The 16,929-nt window shown below is 70.1% G+C and carries 11 protein-coding genes; 10 read left to right on the top strand and 1 reads right to left on the bottom strand.

The window, feature by feature from the left end; translation table 11 throughout:
- Window position 1: 1 nt before the first annotated feature.
- Complete coding sequence (locus tag BLT44_RS00695; protein ID WP_010156109.1) at window positions 2–1,600, bottom strand: phospholipid carrier-dependent glycosyltransferase; 1,599 nt, start codon at window positions 1,598–1,600, stop codon at window positions 2–4.
- Window positions 1,601–1,654: 54 nt separating this feature from the next.
- Here BLT44_RS00695 and BLT44_RS00690 point away from each other — a divergent pair, with 54 nt between their 5' ends.
- The 10 genes from BLT44_RS00690 (at window position 1,655) to infB (ending at window position 16,766) form a co-directional block, all read left to right on the top strand.
- Entirely contained in the window at window positions 1,655–3,436 is a 1,782-nt protein-coding gene (locus tag BLT44_RS00690) for a proline--tRNA ligase (protein WP_010156111.1), read from the top strand.
- Window positions 3,437–3,850: 414 nt separating this feature from the next.
- Complete coding sequence (locus BLT44_RS00685) at window positions 3,851–4,144, top strand: WXG100 family type VII secretion target (protein WP_010156112.1); 294 nt, start codon at window positions 3,851–3,853, stop codon at window positions 4,142–4,144.
- A gap of 181 nt (window positions 4,145–4,325) precedes the next feature.
- The gene (gene yiaA, locus BLT44_RS00680) at window positions 4,326–4,814 is read left to right on the top strand and encodes an inner membrane protein YiaA (RefSeq protein ID WP_010156113.1); all 489 of its coding nucleotides are present in this window, start codon (window positions 4,326–4,328) and stop codon (window positions 4,812–4,814) included.
- Between the two features lie 73 nt (window positions 4,815–4,887).
- Window positions 4,888–5,184, top strand: a complete 297-nt coding sequence (locus tag BLT44_RS00675) for a hypothetical protein (protein WP_143025936.1) — start codon at window positions 4,888–4,890, stop codon at window positions 5,182–5,184.
- Window positions 5,185–5,366: 182 nt separating this feature from the next.
- Window positions 5,367–7,058, top strand: a complete 1,692-nt coding sequence (locus tag BLT44_RS00670; RefSeq protein WP_176783256.1) for an alpha/beta hydrolase — start codon at window positions 5,367–5,369, stop codon at window positions 7,056–7,058.
- Window positions 7,059–7,180: 122 nt separating this feature from the next.
- Window positions 7,181–7,786 (top strand): hypothetical protein, encoded by a 606-nt coding sequence (locus BLT44_RS00665; RefSeq protein ID WP_010156116.1) that lies wholly within the window; start codon window positions 7,181–7,183, stop codon window positions 7,784–7,786.
- Between the two features lie 21 nt (window positions 7,787–7,807).
- Entirely contained in the window at window positions 7,808–12,484 is a 4,677-nt protein-coding gene (locus BLT44_RS00660) for a type VII secretion EssC family protein (RefSeq protein WP_010156117.1), read from the top strand.
- Window positions 12,485–12,570: 86 nt separating this feature from the next.
- On the top strand, window positions 12,571–13,566 hold the full coding sequence (nusA, locus tag BLT44_RS00655) for a transcription termination factor NusA (RefSeq protein WP_010156119.1): 996 nt from the start codon (window positions 12,571–12,573) through the stop codon (window positions 13,564–13,566).
- 116 nt (window positions 13,567–13,682) lie between these two features.
- Window positions 13,683–13,940 (top strand): YlxR family protein, encoded by a 258-nt coding sequence (locus BLT44_RS00650; protein WP_074689809.1) that lies wholly within the window; start codon window positions 13,683–13,685, stop codon window positions 13,938–13,940.
- Between the two features lie 75 nt (window positions 13,941–14,015).
- Window positions 14,016–16,766 (top strand): translation initiation factor IF-2, encoded by a 2,751-nt coding sequence (infB, locus tag BLT44_RS00645; protein WP_074689807.1) that lies wholly within the window; start codon window positions 14,016–14,018, stop codon window positions 16,764–16,766.
- The last annotated feature ends 163 nt before the right edge of the window (window positions 16,767–16,929 follow it).

Genomic DNA, 16,929 nt, shown 5'->3' with positions numbered 1-16,929 from the left:
GTCACTGCCAGCCGGGAAGCCACAGATGCGCGCGCCAGAACCACTCGGCCATCGGCGCTCCCGACCACACCGGGAAGAACCAGGCGGCGAGCGCGACGCATGCGACGAGGAAGATCGCGGTCGCGATGCGGATCCCGAGCAGCGTCTCCGCCTCCGGCTTCGTCGCCGCCGCGGCGTCCTCCGCACCCGCCTCCGCACCCGCCTCCGACCGGCGGCCGCCGCCCGCGACCGCGGTTTCCGGCACGCGGGCGGCGCCTCCGATGCGGGGGCGGATCGCGATGCGGCACAGCAGTGCGAGCGCGATGGCGAGCGCGAGGGCCGAGAACGGCGTCAGCACGACCGCGTAGAACTGGAATACGGCGGAGCGCGAGACGGTGAGCACCCAGGGCAGCCACCCCGAGAGATAGCCGACGATCACGAGGGCCCCAGCGGTCGCGATCGGATCGGGGCCGCGTAGCGCTCGCACGATGACGACGGCGACGAGGGCGATGAGGGCCACGACCCCGCCCCAGGTCACGAGCGGGTTCGGCAGCGGCGAGACGGCCGCCGCGCACGCGGCCCACGGGCACCCCTCGCCCGGCCCCCAGTGCGTCTCGTACATGCCGGTGGGGCGGAGCGCGAGCGGCCAGGTCAACGGGTGGGAGGCGTACGGGTGCGGTGCGCTGAGCGACCGGTGCCAGTCGAGCATCTGGGCGTGGTAGCCGACGAGCGCGGGCCACCACCCATCGCCCGACGCGCGGTTCCACCCGCCGGAGGTGAGGATCCACCCCGCCCAGCTCGAGAGGTAGACCAGCGCCGCCGCGGGCAGGGCGATCGCAGCGGCGATGAGCGCCTGCAGCGCCGAGCGGACCACCGCGCGGCGCTCCCGCAGCCGGACCCGCAGCACGAGGTCGCGCACCGTCACGAACACGAGGAAGGCGGCGAGCGGGTAGAGCCCCGACCACTTGATCGACGCCGCGGCCCCGAAGGCCGCCGCCGCCGCGAGCAGCCAGGGGCGACGCCAGAGCAGAGGGACGCGGGGCGGGGCGGGGCCGGTCGCGCCCCCCGGATCCGGAACCGGCGACCGCGCACCCGTCCATTCGACGTCGCGCCACACGCACAGCGCGCCCACCGTCACGGCGAGCGTCAGAAACCCGTCGAGCAGCCCGACGCGCGTGAGCACCACGTGCACGCCGTCGACGGCCAGCAGCAGGCCCGCGGCGCACGCCACCGTCAGGCTGCGCGTGATGCGCCAGCCCAGCAGCATCGTGACGCCGACGGTGAGCACGCCCGCGAGCGCGACGGCCGCCCGCCAGCCCCAGCCCGAGCCCGGCCCGAACACGAGCACGCCGAGCCCGATGAGCCACTTGCCGAGCGGCGGATGCACCGCGTTCGACGCCGCGTCTGTAAAGCCGTACGGGCGCGACCCGCTCATGCCGGGGTCGTCGTCGGGCCACGCCGTCGGGTACCCGTGGGCGAGCTGACTGATGGCGTCGCGCACGTAGTAGAGCTCGTCGAACACCAGCACGCCGGGCCGCCCCAGCGCCCAGAACCGGAGCGCAGCGGCGAGCGCGAGCACCGCAATCGGTGCGAGCCCGTGCAGCCAGCGGTTTCGCGTCACGGGACCAGCGTACGGCTCGCCGCCGACACGCGCCGCGGGGGCTACGATGGTGAGGTGATTACCCGGCTCAGCTCCTACTTCCTGAAGACCCTGCGCGAGGATCCCGCCGATGCAGAAGTGGCGAGCCACCGACTGCTCGTGCGCGCCGGCTACATCCGCCGCCAGGCGCCGGGAATCTTCGGCTGGATGCCGCTCGGGCTGCGGGTGAAGGGCAAGCTCGAGCAGATCATCCGCGAGGAGATGGTCGCCGCCGGTGCGCACGAAGTCCACTTCCCCGGGCTGCTGCCGCGCGAGCCCTACGAGGCGACCGGTCGGTGGGAGGAGTACGGCGACGCGCTCTTCCGCCTGCAGGATCGCCACGGCGCCGACTACCTGCTCGCGCCGACGCACGAAGAGGTCTTCACGAACATGGTGAAAGACATCGTCACGTCGTACAAGGATCTGCCGCTCACGCTGTTCCAGATTCAGGACAAGTACCGCGACGAGGCCCGCCCCCGCGCCGGCCTGCTGCGCGGTCGCGAGTTCACGATGAAGGACGCGTACTCGTTCGACGCGACCGACGAGGGGCTGAACGCGAGCTACGAGCGGCAGCGGCAGGCCTACGAGCGCATCTTCACGCGGCTCGGCCTCGAGTACGCGATCGTCTCCGCCGATGCGGGGGCGATGGGCGGATCGCGCAGCGAGGAGTTCCTGCTGCCCACGCCCATCGGAGAGGACACGTTCGTCCGCTCCGCGGGCGGGTACGCCGCCAACGTCGAGGCGTACCGCACGCCGGCGCCGGAGCCCGTCGCGTTCGCGGACGCGCCGGCGGCGATCGTGTACGACTCGCCCGACACCCCGACCATCGACACGCTCGTCGCGCATACCAACGCGGCGCTGCCCCGCGAGGACGGGCGCGAGTGGACCGCGGCCGACACGCTGAAGAACCTCGTGCTCGCGGTGACGCCCGTCGGCGGCGAGCGCGAGATCGTGGTCGTCGGCATCCCGGGCGATCGCGACGCCGACATGAAGCGCGCCGAGGTCGCGTTCCCCGGCGCCGAGGTCGAGGCCGCGACGGCCGCCGATCTCGCGCGGCACCCCGGTCTCGTGAAGGGGTACATCGGCCCCGCACAGGTCGGCGAGGCGGGCGAGACGACCGCTGTGCTCGGGGAGGAGAGCGCCACCGGGCTGCGGTACCTCGTCGATCCCCGCGTCGCCGAGGGCACCGCCTGGGTCACCGGAGCGAACGTCGAGGGCCGGCACGTCGCGCATCTCGTGTACGGGCGCGACTTCCACGCCGACGGGATCGTGGAGATCGCGAACGTGCGCGACGGCGATCCCGCCCCCGACGGATCGGGCCCCATCGAGACCGCGCGCGGCATGGAGATCGGGCACATCTTCCAGCTCGGCCGCAAGTACGCCGAGGCGCTCGGCCTCAAGGTGCTCGACGAGAACGGCAAGCTCGTCACCGTGACCATGGGCTCGTACGGCATCGGCGTCACCCGCATCATGGCGATCCTCGCCGAGCTGCACCACGACGACCGCGGCCTGATCTGGCCGGAGGCCGTCGCCCCGTTCACCGTGCACGTGGTCGCCACCGGCCGCGACGCAGCCGTGCACGAGATCGCCGAATCGCTCGTCGAGACGCTCGACGCAGCCGGAGTCGACGTGCTCTTCGACGATCGCCCCAAGGTCTCGCCGGGGGTGAAGTTCGGCGACGCCGAGCTGCTCGGCGTGCCGCGCGTCGTGGTCGTGGGCCGAGACGCCGCCGAGGGGTTCGCCGAGGTGTGGGATCGCGCCGCCGGCACCAAGGAGAAGGTCGCGCTCGCGGAGGTTCCCGCCCGGTTCGGGGCGTAAATCTCACTGACGCCCACCGGCTGCTGCCGGTCGAGGCCGACGGGGTGTTGCTGCATGAGCAGCGGCACCCCGTTCTGCGTTTTCGGGGCGGGGCGGGGCGGTGCTGGGGTGCGGCGGTGCTGCGGGGGTGTTGCGTTGCTGCGGCGGTGCCAGGCGTGTACGGCGGCGGAAGCGCGATGAGGGGTGTGCGCAGGCATCGGGCTCTTGCTGCTGCAATCCGGGCGATCCGTGCGCAAAAGACATCCGCTCATACTGCATTTCGCCCACGCGCATACTGCAACTGGCCGCATTCCTGCGCAAACGGCGTTTCGACGCTCCGCCGTTGCGTACCGTGAAGAGCGTCTCCCGGAGCACCGGGCGACGTTCATATGCAGTGTCGCGAGCCGGGGGGATCGCGCGAGAGAAGGGATCCCCATGGCCAACATCACCGTCACCTACGCCGAGATCGAGCAGGCTGCGTCGCAGCTGGGTTCGGGGCGCGACGAGATCACCGAGAAGCTGCGACTGCTGCAGTCGCAGATCAACAACCTCGTCGCCTCCGGCTTCGTGACCGATCAGGCGTCGGGCAAGTTCAACGCCGCGTACACCGACTACACGACGAGCGCGAACACGGTGGTGCAGAAGCTCACCGAGATTCAGAACTTCCTCACGCAGACGGCGAACGCGATGCGCGATATGGACGCGCAGATCGCGGCCCGGATCAACTGACGCCGGGGGCGCGGCCCGCTGGCGCGCGCAAATCCCACCTGAGGGATCGCGACCGACGCTGCGGGCCGCGCCGCTCGTACGCGTGCTCGTCGCCTGGGGCTTCGATCTCGGGTGCACGGTGCCGCGCCGCCGACTCGACGACAGCAAGCGAGGACGCTTGCCACAGAAAGGACCATTCGTCATGCATGAACTTCGCGATTCCGCTCAGAAGCCCACGCCCGCGTTCATCGGCGCCTCGTGGGTCGCACTGCTGCTCGGAATGACGACCTACATGATCGGCCTCTTCAACGCGCGCATGGAGCTCAACGAGAAGGGCTACTACTTCACGCTGCTCGTGTTCGGCCTGTTCGCCGCGGTATCGCTTCAGAAGACGGTCCGCGATCGCGCCGAGAAGATCCCCGTCACCAACCTCTACTACGGCATCGCATGGAGCGCGCTCATGATCGCGCTCGCGCTGCTCGCCATCGGGCTCTGGAACGCGGGGAGCATCACCCTCAGCGAGAAGGGCTTCTATGGCATCGGCTTCGCGATGAGTCTCTTCGCCTCCGTGGCGGTCCAGAAGAACGTGCGCGACCTCGCCCGCTTCCGGGGTGAGTCCGCCGAGGAAGAGGCGGCGCCCGTCGACACCGACAGCCCGGTGTACCGGTTCACCCAACAGACGGCGGAGTGAGCGCGCGACCGTTCGGGGCGTACGAGACGCTACGGAACCGACATCCAGAAGGGATCACCGAATGAGCGATCGATTGACGCTCTCCGATAGTGAGCTGTCACTTGCAGGCTCGACGCTCGGCACCGCAGCCCGCACGATGGAGGAGGGCAGCGAGGGTCGGCCTTCGGCCCAGTTCCCGAGCCTGACCGGCATCGGCGATGAAGCAGATGAGTTTCTCCGCAGTATCGAAGTCGCGCAGAACGCTCTCGCCGACGCCGCCAAGTCGGCGAGCCATGCAGTGAACGGATTGATGGAGGACAGCTCGGCGCTCGATGCGCGGCTCGCGGCGTCGCTGTACTCGGGGTACGCGGTCGGAACGGGTGCGCAATGACGTGGATTCCCGCTGACGCGCTCGAGAGTGGCGTGCTTCCCGCACCGTCCCCGATTCTGGGCAGTGTCGACGACATCTCTCCCGTTGCCGACTACCTGCGCCGAGCGGACGACAACGTCGACATATTCTCGTCACTCGTGCGCGATGCGCACGTGAGGTTGGGAGCGGGCTCGGGGCGGGCGGTGACCCGGCTGAACGCGAAGCTGGCCGACAGACTCCTCCCGGGAGCGCGCAAGCTGGAGGAGAGTTCCGCCGCGGCGAAGCGAGCGTTCGACGACTTCGCGATGGAGATCGATCGTATTCACGCGCGAGCGCGCGGCACGGTAGACGACGTGGAGAGCAGCCTGGCGAGCATTCGCACCCAGGCGGGCGCGATCGACGAGATCGCCCAGGTGATCGGGGCCGAAGCGCCAGGTGACTGGGCGACGGTGCCGCCGGGCGAGATGCCGACTCCTCGGCTGGGTGCAAATGCGCAGAGCCTCAGCGCGGTGGAGCAGGAGGGGATCAGGAGCACGCTGCATGCCCAGCACTCCACGCAATGGCTCAATGCCGTCGTGGTGTGGAAGCAGGCCCTCGACGATATCGAGCGTGCTCGCGCACAGTGGAAGACGCTCGTGGACGATCGGAGGAGCGCGGAGAAGCGGCTGCTGAGATCGCTGCGCGACACGGATCTCGGAGTGCTGATCGCGGCAAGCGCAACGGGCGGATGGTCCTCGAACGAGAACGTCGCCTTCGGCATCGCCGGCGAAATGCGCGGCGTCGAGATCCGCGATGACGGCACGCCGAACCCGGCCGTCGACGCCCTCCTGGAGGAGGGGCTCAGCGGCGCGGCGCTCGGGGAGGCGTGGCGAGCTCTCGGTCTCAGCCGCGAGGAGGTCGAGGCGCTGCCGATGCGTACGCTCGCCCAGCTTGCGACCTGCGACGGCCTGTCCGCCTGGGTGCAGGACATCGCCTCACGCGAGCTGCTGCACTACGCACTCATCGCGCCCGACCAGGCGCGGGGCCTGCTGGGGCTCAGCGAAACGGATATGACGGTCGCGGAGGTGCAGACGCAGGTCATGGGGCTGTACAAAGCTTGGCAGGACGCGAAGAAAGATGCGAGGACAATGGACGGCGCACCAGTGATTCAGCTGCTCGCGGTCGGCAGCCACGACGGGGCGCTCACCGCCGCCATCTCGCACGGTGACCTCGACGCCGCGTCGCAGGTAGCGGTCAATGTCTCAGGGATGAACTCGAGCGTCGGTGACATTGCGTATGACGCGAAGGGTGCGCGTGCGCTGTACCGCGAGGCGCATACGGTGAATCCATCAGAGACTTACGCGGCGGTGACCTGGATTGGCTACCACTCTCCGGGGGTCGCAGACGTCAACCGGATGACGCGCGCTGAGGCTGGCGCTCCTGAACTGGCCGGGTTCATCGACGGCGTCTTCGAGAGCCGTACTGCGAACGGGGTTCCGGTGCCCGCCGTTTCGGTGTTCGCGCACTCGTACGGCTCCACCACAGCGGCGGTCGGGCTGACGCAGACGGTGCACCCCATCGACTCGTTCGTCATGTACGGCTCGGCGGGTCTCGCGTCAGACACCTCGATCGAGGCGATCAACGCCGAGTCGGTGTACGCCGCGTTTGCGGCGGGCGATGACATGGCGCAGTTCGGCCGCTTGGGTGCCCATCCCCGGGATCCGGGCGAGCTGGAGGGCGTGCAGAACATCACGATCGACGGTGTCGAAGGGTACCTCGATGTGACCGTGCACGACATGTTCAGGGACGGCACTGGTCCGAACGAGCCCGAGCAGTCGGGTGAGGTCGGGTACTTGTCGAAGGGAACCTACTTCGCCGCTGCAGCTGGTGTGATCTTCGCGAAGGGCGGTCGCTGATGCCGCGTCAATGGAGAATGACGGTTCGAGTGGTGATGGCCGCAATGGTGGGCGCTGTGCTGGTGTTGAGCGCTGCGGGGTGCAGCGGGAGTGGAGGCAAAATGGAACGAGATGGTGCGGGCATGACGCAGGCAGAGGCTTCGTTGTCGCTGCGTGAGCAGTTCGAGCTGGTGCGGGAGCGGGACGCGCGCATGCAGGAGTTGATGACCGACGCGCAGGTGCAGGTCAGCTCTGATGTGTGGGGGTGGGGTCAGAAGGGCGGTGCCCCGATCGCCGACGTGAATGTGTGGTCGGTTCCGGGGATGACGTCGGACAACAGCTACTACCTGAACATGGGGCGGTGGATCCGGCCGGAGGGGGCGACGGGGGCGAAGGCGGATCTTGACCCGATGATCGCCTACTTCGAGCAGCAGGGCTGGGAGGTGGAGGTGACGACGCTCGAACTGGAGGGGGTGTTCGGCCCCGACCACCTCGTTCGGGCGGACACGGGTGACGGGTATCTCGTGAGCTGGAAGGTGCAGGCGAACGGCTATTACAACATGGACGTGACCAGCAAGACTTTCTGGGGGGAATCTGATGCGCTGCTTGACGAGGTGAGCGGTCGTACTCCCGATGAGGCGCTCGATATCGAGGAGTCGGTTCCTGGGGTGTACGTCCCGTTCCCCGAATGGGACGACCCTATTGTGTACGTACCCGATCTGCTCGATCACTCGGGGAAGGGCGGGTAGCCCGATGCGCCCGACGATCCCATGAAGCTGAAGCTGACGCTCGTCGTGCCGCGCCTCGAGCTCCACGACGTGACGCTCTCGTGCGACGTCACGGCCACGGTCGCCGACGCCGCGCGAGCGCTGCTCACCGCCGGCATCACCGACGACCCCCGCCTGCGCGACGCCGCGCGCGATCGCCTGGCGCCGGTCACGCTGCGCGGGCGAGCGGGTGGTTCCGGTCCCGTGCTGCTCCTCGACCCGATGTCGCCGATCGGCGCGTCGGGCCTGCAGTCGGGATGGATCGTCGAACCGGTCGCCGAGTTCGGCACCCGCAGCGGCGAACGACGCGTCATCGAGATCGGCGGCTACCTCGAAGTCATGACCGGCGCGCACGCCGGCGCGACGTACAGCCTCATCGCGGGCGTCAACACGGTCGGCCGCGATCAGAGCTGCCGCGTGCATCTCGGCGACCGGAGCGTCTCGCGGCGGCACGCCGAGATCGAGATCACCGCCGGGAGCGGCGCGGGCATCGTCATCCGCGATCTCGGATCGGCGAACGGCACGAACCTCGGCGGCCCCGACGGCCAGCCGATCGCCGAGCACCTCATCCGACGGTCCACCGAGTTCGCGCTCGGCGAGGTCGTCGTGAGAATCACACCGGGCCCGCCGGTGCCACCCATCCCCGCCCTCTCGCACCGCGTCATGCACACCCGCGCACCGCGACTCGCCCCCGTCTTCCCGGCATCGCTGCGCGAGCTGCCCGCCCCGCCGGCGCCCGCGCAGCCGAACCGCATCCCGATGCTCGCCATGCTGGCGCCGATGATGATGGGCGGAGCGATGTTCGTCATCACCCAGTCGCCCATGAGCCTCATGATGGTGGCGTTCTCCCCGATCATGATGATCGGGTCGTGGCTCGACACCCGGATCGGCGGCAAGCGCAAGCAGAAGCGGGATCGCGCGAGGTTTGAGGAGTCGCTCGCGGCCGATCGCGCAGCCCTCGCAGAGCTGAGACGCCGCGAGATCGAAGCACGGTCGGCCGAAACCCCGGCGATCGCTGAGATCGCGGATGCGGTGGAGCGCCGATCCGGCCTGCTCTGGACCCGTCGGCCCGAGCATCGCGCCTTCCTGGAGGTGCGATTCGGCGACGGCGTGCTGCCCAGCCGCACGCAGATCGAGCTGCCCGCGCGCGGCGACGCCGATCGCGCCCAGTGGGACGTGCTGCAGCGCATCGCCACCGAGTTCTCGGAGGTCGCGCCCGTGCCGCTGCTCGAACGGTTCGAGCGCTGCGGCTCGATCGGTGTGGTCGGCGACCCGATCTGGGCGGAGGGCATGGCGCGATCCCTGCTGCTGCAACTGGTCGGCCTGCACTCGCCGACCGAGCTGGTGATCGCCTGCTTCGCGTCCCCGCACCACGCGGCGGAGTGGGAATGGCTGAAGTGGCTTCCGCACGTCGACGCGGTGACGAGTCCGATCGGGTCCTGGCAGCTCGCAGACGACGAGCGCAGCTCGATCCGTCTGATCGCCGCACTCGAAGGTCTGCTGGCGCTCCGGCGATCCGCGGCGTCGCGTCGAAGCTCGGTGCGGTCGCATCTCGATGGTGAGACGCGCAACGACGAGCAGCACGGGGATGCGATCGACGACCTCCCGACGATCCCGGCGGTGATCGTGCTCGTGCTCGACGCCGTGCACGTCGACCTCTCGCGCATCATCGCCCTCGCCGAAGATGGGCCCGACTTCGGCATCCACGCGTTGTGGGTGGCCCGTGCGGTCGACGACCTCCCGGCGGCGTGCCGCACCTACGCGGAGCTCGGCAGCGCCGAGGGCGCCGTCAGCTTCGTCCGCTCGAGCAGCCGAGCGCCGCTGCAGCGGCTCGAACCGGTCGAATCGATGCGCGCCCTCGAACTGGCGCGGCGTCTCGCGCCCGTCGAGGACACGAGCGCGCGGGCGCTCGACGAGAGCGACCTCCCGAAAGCGGTGCATCTGCGAGACCTGCACGCCGTCGACCTGCTGGGCGGCGCGCAACCGGTGCTGCGGGCCTGGCATCGTTCGGGGAGCGTGACCGCGACCTGGCGGCTCGGGGAGGAGCGCGAACCGATCTCGCTCGCTGCAGTCGTCGGGCAGAGCCCGGACGGCCCGGCGATCGTCGATCTCCGCCTGCAGGGGCCGCACGCGCTCGTGGGGGGAACCACGGGCGCGGGCAAATCCGAGTTCCTGCAGAGCTGGATCATGAGCCTGGCGGCGACGGTCGGTCCGGATCGCCTCACCTTCCTGCTCGTCGACTACAAGGGCGGAGCCGCGTTCGCAGAGTGCGTCGACCTGCCGCACACCGTCGGGCTCGTCACCGACCTCAGCCCGCATCTCGTGCACCGCGCGCTCGCGTCGTTGAGAGCTGAACTGCACCACCGGGAGGAACTGCTGGCGGCGCACGGGGCGAAAGACCTGATCGCCATGGAGCGGCGGTCGGACGCCGCCGCCCCGCCCGTGCTCGTCATCGTCATCGACGAGTTCGCCGCGCTCGCCGCAGAGGTGCCGCAGTTCATCGACGGCGTCATCGACATCGCGCAGCGCGGGCGCTCGCTCGGCCTGCACCTCGTCATGGCGACGCAGCGGCCCGCAGGGGTCATCTCCGACAACCTGCGCGCCAACACCAATCTGCGGGTCGCGCTGCGCATGGCGGATGCAGCGGACAGCAGCGACGTGCTCGGCGTCGCCGACGCGGCGTCCTTCGCCGCCGAGACGCCCGGCCGCGGCGCCATGAAGGTCGGCCCGGGGCGTGCGCGGCACTTCCAGACGGGGTACCTGGGCGGACGCGCTGTCGACGATCGTCCGGGCGCGCTCGTCGAAGTGCGCTCGCTCGGATTCGCCGAGGGGGCTCCCTGGAGCATTCCTCCTCCCGGGCGCGCACCGCAGCGCCGCCGCGCGAAACCGCCGCGCGATATCGAACGGCTGCGAGACGGCATCGTCGCAGCGGCGCGGGAGGCCGGGATCGCCGCTCCCCGCCGACCGTGGCTCGACGCGCTGCCCGAGTGGGTGGGGCTCGATGCGCTCAGAGCACGAGCGCTCGAGCAGCTCGGCGATACGGGCGACGCCGCGATCCTCGGCCTGCGCGATCAGCCGACCGCGCAGGCGCAGCGGCCCGTGCCGATCGATCTCGAGGAGGCGGGGAACGTCGCCTTCGTCGGCGCGAGCGGCACCGGGAAGACGTCGGCGCTCGTCGCGCTCGCCGCGTCGCTCAGTGCGAGCGCCGATGCGCATCCGGTGCAGCTCTACGCCATCGACGCGGGCGGCGGCGCGCTCGACGTGATCGATGCACTACCGACGGTGGGCGCGGTGGCTCAGCTGGCGGACCGGGAGCTCACCGTGCGCGTGCTGCGCCATCTCGTGGATCTCGTCGCCGAGCGGTGTGCGCGGTACGCGGCGGCGCGCGCCTCGGGGCTGCGCGCGTTCCGGCGCACCCCCGGCGGCAGCGGAGAGGCGCGCGTGGTGCTGCTGATCGACGGCTTCGCCGCGTTCAGGCAGAGCGCCGAGACCCGCGCGGGCGCGGATGCTCCGATGCATCTGCTGAGCGAGATCATGTCGGCGGGGCGCTCGGCGGGCGTGCACGTCGTCATGACGAGCGACCGGGCGGGTGTGATCCCCTCCGCCATGTCGTCCGCCGTGCAGCAGCAGTACGTGCTCCGTCTGGCGGGCCAGCACGGCTCTCACGCGTTCGGGGTGCGCGCCGACTTGCTCGCCGACGCTCCGCCCGGCCGGGCGGTGCTCGCCGGCACGGACGAGGAGATTCAGATCGCCTGCGTGGGCGATGGTCCGGGCTCCGCCGCGCAGGCCCGCGGGCTCGAACGGCTCGCCGACGAGCTCCGCGCCGGGCGCGTGGCGGAGGCGGTGCCGGTGCGCAATGCGCCGACCCACCCGGCTCTGACGGAACTCCCGGTCGAGGTCGCCGGGCGCCCGGCGTACGGCATCGACACCGACGGCTTCGCGCCGCTCGGCATGCCGCTGGCGGGTCTCGGCGTGATCGCGGGCCCGCCGGGCTCCGGTCTGTCGACGGCTGCGCGCACCTGCGTGCACGCGTACGAGCGCTGGGCCGCGGGCCGCGGTGCCGGGGTCGAGCGGGTGCTGCTGACGTGCGTTCCGCACGGGCTCCGCGCAGCGGAGGAGTGGGATCGGGTGGCGTTCGGAACGGACGAGGTGCGGGATCGGGCGCGTGCCCTCACGCGGGCGCTCGGCGGGAGACCCCCGTCGCGCCGGGCCGCGTCGCCGACGATCGGGTCGAACGTGATCGGGGGCGGCATCGGCGATGCGCCGGTACCCGAGGCGGAGGGTTCGGCTGCGGCGTTCCCCTCAGCGGGCTGGCGCGGGGTGGTGGTGATCGAGCGCCCGGCCGACACGGAGGGAACGGAGGCTCTGCCCGAACTCGTCGCGCTCGCGCGGGCGGCCCGCCGATCCGACGTGCTCGTGCTCTTCGAATGGGAGCAGGGGAGCGGCGCGGGGGTCTGGGATCTGTTCACCGCCCTCCGGCAGCCGACCTGGGGGCTCGCCCTGCAGCCCGACGACTCGGAGGGGCAGACGCCGTTCCGAGAATCCCTGGGTCGCGTGAAGCGCGCCGACTTCCCGGCGGGGCGAGGTGTGGCGATCGAGTCGGGGCGCGTGACACCGGTGCACGTCGCGCTGCCCGGGGGTCGCGCGCCGGAGCACGGATCCGCCGCGGCGTCGAGATGAAGCCGCGGCGGGTGCGTTACCCTGGTGATTCGCCCGCCGGTGCGGGCCATATCTGAATAGACATCTCAATACCCAGGAGGCCACTCGTGAAGATCGAACTCGTCACGCTGCGACAGATCGAGCGTGAGAAGGAGATCCCCTTCGACGAACTGATCGAGATCATCGAGCAGGCGATCCAGTCGGCGTACCTGCGCCACGCGGAGAACCAGAAGCTCCCCGTTCCGCGGGAGAGCGACGTGCGCGTCACCCTCGATCGCAAGACCGGCGAGATCTCGGTGCTCATCCCCGAGCTCGACGACGACGGCCAGGTCATCGGCGAGGCCTACGTGACCACCGACGAGTTCGGCCGAGTCGCGTCGAGTGCCGCCAAGCAGGTCATCAACCAGCGCCTGCGCGACCTCACCGACGACGCGGTGCTCGGCACCTTCAAGGACAAGGAGGGCCAGATCGTCTCGGGCGTCGTGCAGCAGGGCCCGAACCCGCGCATGGTGCACATCGACCTGGGCGAGCTCGAGGCGATCCTGCCCCCCGAGGAGCAGATTCCGGGCGAGAGCTACGCGCACGGCACGCGCCTGCGCGTCTACGTCACCAGCGTCTCGAAGGGGACGAAGGGGCCGCAGGTCATCGTCTCGCGCACCCACCCGGGCCTCGTCCGCAAGCTGTTCGAGCGGGAGGTGCCCGAACTCGCCGAGGGGCTCGTCGAGATCGTCTCCCTCGCCCGCGAGGCCGGCCACCGCACCAAGGTCGCGGTGCGCGCGAAGCAGGCCGGGATCAACGCGAAGGGTACGTGCATCGGCGAGCTCGGCAGCCGCGTGCGCGCCGTGATGAGCGAACTCGGCGAGGAGAAGATCGACATCGTCGACTACTCGCCCGCGCTGCCCGCGTTCGTGGCGAACGCGCTGTCGCCCGCGAAGGTGACCGACGTGTTCATGCTGAACGAGTCGCTCAAGCAGGTGCGCGCGCTCGTTCCCGACTTCCAGCTCTCGCTCGCCATCGGCAAGGAGGGGCAGAACGCGCGCCTCGCGGCGAAGCTGACGGGCGCGAAGATCGACATCCAGCCGGATTCGATCATGAACGACTGAGCGAGGCACGGGCTGCGCGGCGACCGATTCACCGATCGAGTGTTCGCTCCGCGCGGATTCGGCCCGGCCCCGCGCCGGGCCGCATCTGGGAGTGTTGCAAGAAGGAAGCTGGTAGGATGGTTCCGGTTCGAACCTGTGTCGCGTGTCGCGAACGCGCAGCGCGCACAGAGTTGCTGCGGGTGGTGGTGCACGAGGATCGGCTTGTCGTCGATGATCGTGCGGTGCTCCCGGGGCGTGGAGCGTGGGTGCACCCCACGGTTCACTGTTTGGACCGTGCGGTGACGCGAGGATTCCTCCTCCGTGCACTGCGAGTGTCGGGTAAGCCCGACATAAGTCCCTTAGAGAACAGGCTGAAAAAACTCATGGACAACTAATGAGCGGCTCACAATGATGCCCGTCGGCTAATTTATGGTTCTCGCCTGTCTGGCGTGAACCCAGACAGGAGAAAAGTGGCAAACCCACGCGTACACGAGATCGCTGCGGAGATCGGTGTCGATAGCAAGGTCGTTCTGGCCAAGCTCAAAGATATGGGCGAGTTCGTCAAGGCGTCCTCGTCGAGCATCGCGCCCCCGGTGGCGCGAAAGGTCAAGGCTGCCCTCGAGGCAGAAGGCGTGACCAAGTCCCAGGGCGACGGAGGCGCGGCTGCGAAGCCGGCCGCCAAGAAGCCCGCCGGCAACGGCCCCAAGCCGGGCCCGAAGCCGGCACCCAAGCCCGAGACCCCGGCACCGGCCGCGGAGCAGGCCGAGCCGAAGAGCTCGCCCGCAGCCGATGCCCGTGCTGAGGTCAAGCCCGGAGGGCCCAAGCCTTCGGCGAAGCCCGCCGACGCCAAGCCCGCTGCGGCGAAGCCCGGCACGGCCGAGAAGCCGGCCGCTGCGAAGCCCGGCTCCGCCGCTAAGCCCGGCGCGCCGAAGCCCGGCGGCCCCCGTCCCGGCAACAACCCCTTCGCGTCGAGCCAGGGCATGGGCATTCCCCGTCCTCCCCGCCCGGGCAACAACCCGTTCGCCCCGAATCAGGGCATGGGTCGTCCCGGTGGCGGCGCGGGTCGCCCGAACCCCGGCAACATTCCCCGGCCGGCTCCCCGCCCGCAGGGCGGCGCCGCAGGCGGCCGCGCAGGCGGCCCGGGTCGTCCCGGCGGCGGTCGCCCCGGTGGCGGCGGCGGCTTCAACCGTCCCGGCGGCGGCGGTGGCGCTCCCGGTGCGGGCGGCTTCGGCGCGCCGCGCCCGGCGGGCGGTTTCGCCGGCCGTGGCCGCGGTGGCCGTGGCGCCGGCACCGCCGGCGCGTTCGGTCGCGGCGGCTCGAAGAGCAAGGCGCGCAAGTCGAAGCGGGCGAAGCGGCAAGAGTTCGAGATGCGGGAGGCGCCGTCGCTCGGCGGCGTGAGCGTTCCCCGCGGCAACGGCTCGACCCCGGTGCGTCTGCGCCGCGGCGCGTCGCTCTCGGATTTCGCCGACAAGATCGACACCAATGCGTCGAACCTCATCACCGTGCTCTTCCACCTGGGCGAGATGGCGACGGCGACGGAGTCGCTCGATGAGGCGACCTTCCAGATCCTCGGCGACGAACTGGGCTACAAGATCCAGATCGTCTCTCCCGAGGATGAGGATCGCGAGCTCCTCGAGGGCTTCGACATCGACATCGATGCCGAGCTCGAAGAGGAGGGCGACGACGTACTGCAGCCGCGACCCCCGGTGGTCACGGTCATGGGCCACGTCGATCACGGCAAGACCCGACTGCTCGACGCGATCCGCAAGGCGGACGTGGGCGGCGGCGAGGCCGGCGGCATCACCCAGCACATCGGTGCGTACCAGGTGCACACCGAGCACGACGGCGTGGAGCGCGCGCTGACCTTCATCGACACCCCGGGCCATGAGGCGTTCACCGCCATGCGCGCCCGTGGTGCGCAGGTCACCGACATCGCGATCCTCGTGGTCGCGGCCGACGACGGCATCATGCCCCAGACGATCGAGGCGCTGAACCACGCGCAGTCGGCGAATGTGCCGATCGTGGTGGCGGTCAACAAGATCGACAAGGAGGGCGCGAACCCGGAGAAGGTGCGTCAGCAGCTCACCGAGTTCGGTCTGGTCTCCGAGGAGTGGGGCGGCGACGTCATGTTCGTCGACGTGTCGGCGAAGAACAACGTCGGCATCAACGACCTGCTCGACGCCGTGCTGCTCACGGCCGACGCCGGTCTCGACCTGCGCGCGAACCCCGACAAGGATGCTCGCGGCGTCGCCATCGAGGCGAAGCTCGATAAGGGCCGCGGCTCGGTCGCGACCGTGCTCATCCAGTCGGGTACGCTCCGGGTCGGAGACGCGATCGTCGCCGGCACGGCTTACGGTCGCGTGCGTGCGATGAGCGACGAGAACGGCGACCCCGTGATCGAGGCGGTTCCGTCGCGGCCGGTGCAGGTGCAGGGTCTCTCGAGCGTGCCGCGCGCGGGCGACAACTTCATCGTCACCTCCGAGGACCGCACGGCGCGTCAGATCGCCGAGAAGCGTGAGGCGGCGGAGCGCAATGCGATGCTCGCGAAGGCTCGCAAGCGCATCAGCCTCGAGGAGTTCACGAAGGCGCTCGAGGATGGCAAGGTCGAGTCGCTCAACCTCATCATCAAGGGCGACGTGTCGGGTGCGGTCGAAGCGCTCGAGGAGTCGCTGATGAAGATCGAGGTCGACGACTCGGTGCAGCTGCGAATTCTGCACCGCGGCGTCGGCGCGATCACCGAGTCGGACGTGGATCTCGCCACGATCGACAACGCGATCGTCATCGGCTTCAACGTGCGCCCCGATGTCAAGGCTCGCGAGCGCGCAGCGCGCGAGGGCATCGACATCCGGTTCTACAACGTCATCTACAACGCGCTCGATGACATCGAGAACTCGCTCACGGGCATGCTCAAGCCGGAGTACGAAGAGGTCCAGTCGGGCGTCGCCGAGATCCGCGAGGTGTTCCGCTCCTCGAAGTTCGGCAACATCGCGGGCGTCATCGTGCGCAGCGGTACGATCACGCGCAACGCGAAGGCCCGCGTCATCCGCGAGGGCGTCGTCATCGCGGACGGTCTGGCGATCGAGTCGCTGCGCCGCTTCAAGGACGACGTCACCGAGGTGAAGACGGACTTCGAGGCCGGTATCGGGCTCGGCAAGTTCAACGACATCCAGATCGGCGATGAGATCGAGACCACCGAGATGGTGGAGAAGCCGCGCGGCTGACGCGCGGTCGCCCAGCAGGGGCGGGGAGGATCGGCTTCGGCGGATCCGCCCCGCCCCTGCGGCGTTTCACTGTGCCGGGGCTTCACCCGTGCCGGGGGCGTGTCACCCCGTGCCGGGGCGTTTCGCCCCGGGCGTCATGCAGGAGATCCGGCTTCGAGCGGAT

The organism is Leucobacter chromiiresistens (assembly GCF_900102345.1).
In the GTDB taxonomy this organism is placed as follows: domain Bacteria; phylum Actinomycetota; class Actinomycetes; order Actinomycetales; family Microbacteriaceae; genus Leucobacter; species Leucobacter chromiiresistens.
This window is presented reverse-complemented; position numbering and strand designations above follow the sequence as displayed.

Bases quoted from the DNA above. Each gene is read 5' to 3' on its own strand.
- BLT44_RS00685 (WP_010156112.1), top strand. From the start codon at position 3,851: ATGGCCAACATCACCGTCACCTACGCCGAGATCGAGCAGGCTGCGTCG.
- yiaA (WP_010156113.1), top strand. From the start codon at position 4,326: ATGCATGAACTTCGCGATTCCGCTCAGAAGCCCACGCCCGCGTTCATC.
- BLT44_RS00665 (WP_010156116.1), top strand. From the start codon at position 7,181: ATGACGCAGGCAGAGGCTTCGTTGTCGCTGCGTGAGCAGTTCGAGCTG.
- BLT44_RS00660 (WP_010156117.1), top strand. From the start codon at position 7,808: ATGAAGCTGAAGCTGACGCTCGTCGTGCCGCGCCTCGAGCTCCACGAC.
- BLT44_RS00650 (WP_074689809.1), top strand. From the start codon at position 13,683: ATGGTTCCGGTTCGAACCTGTGTCGCGTGTCGCGAACGCGCAGCGCGC.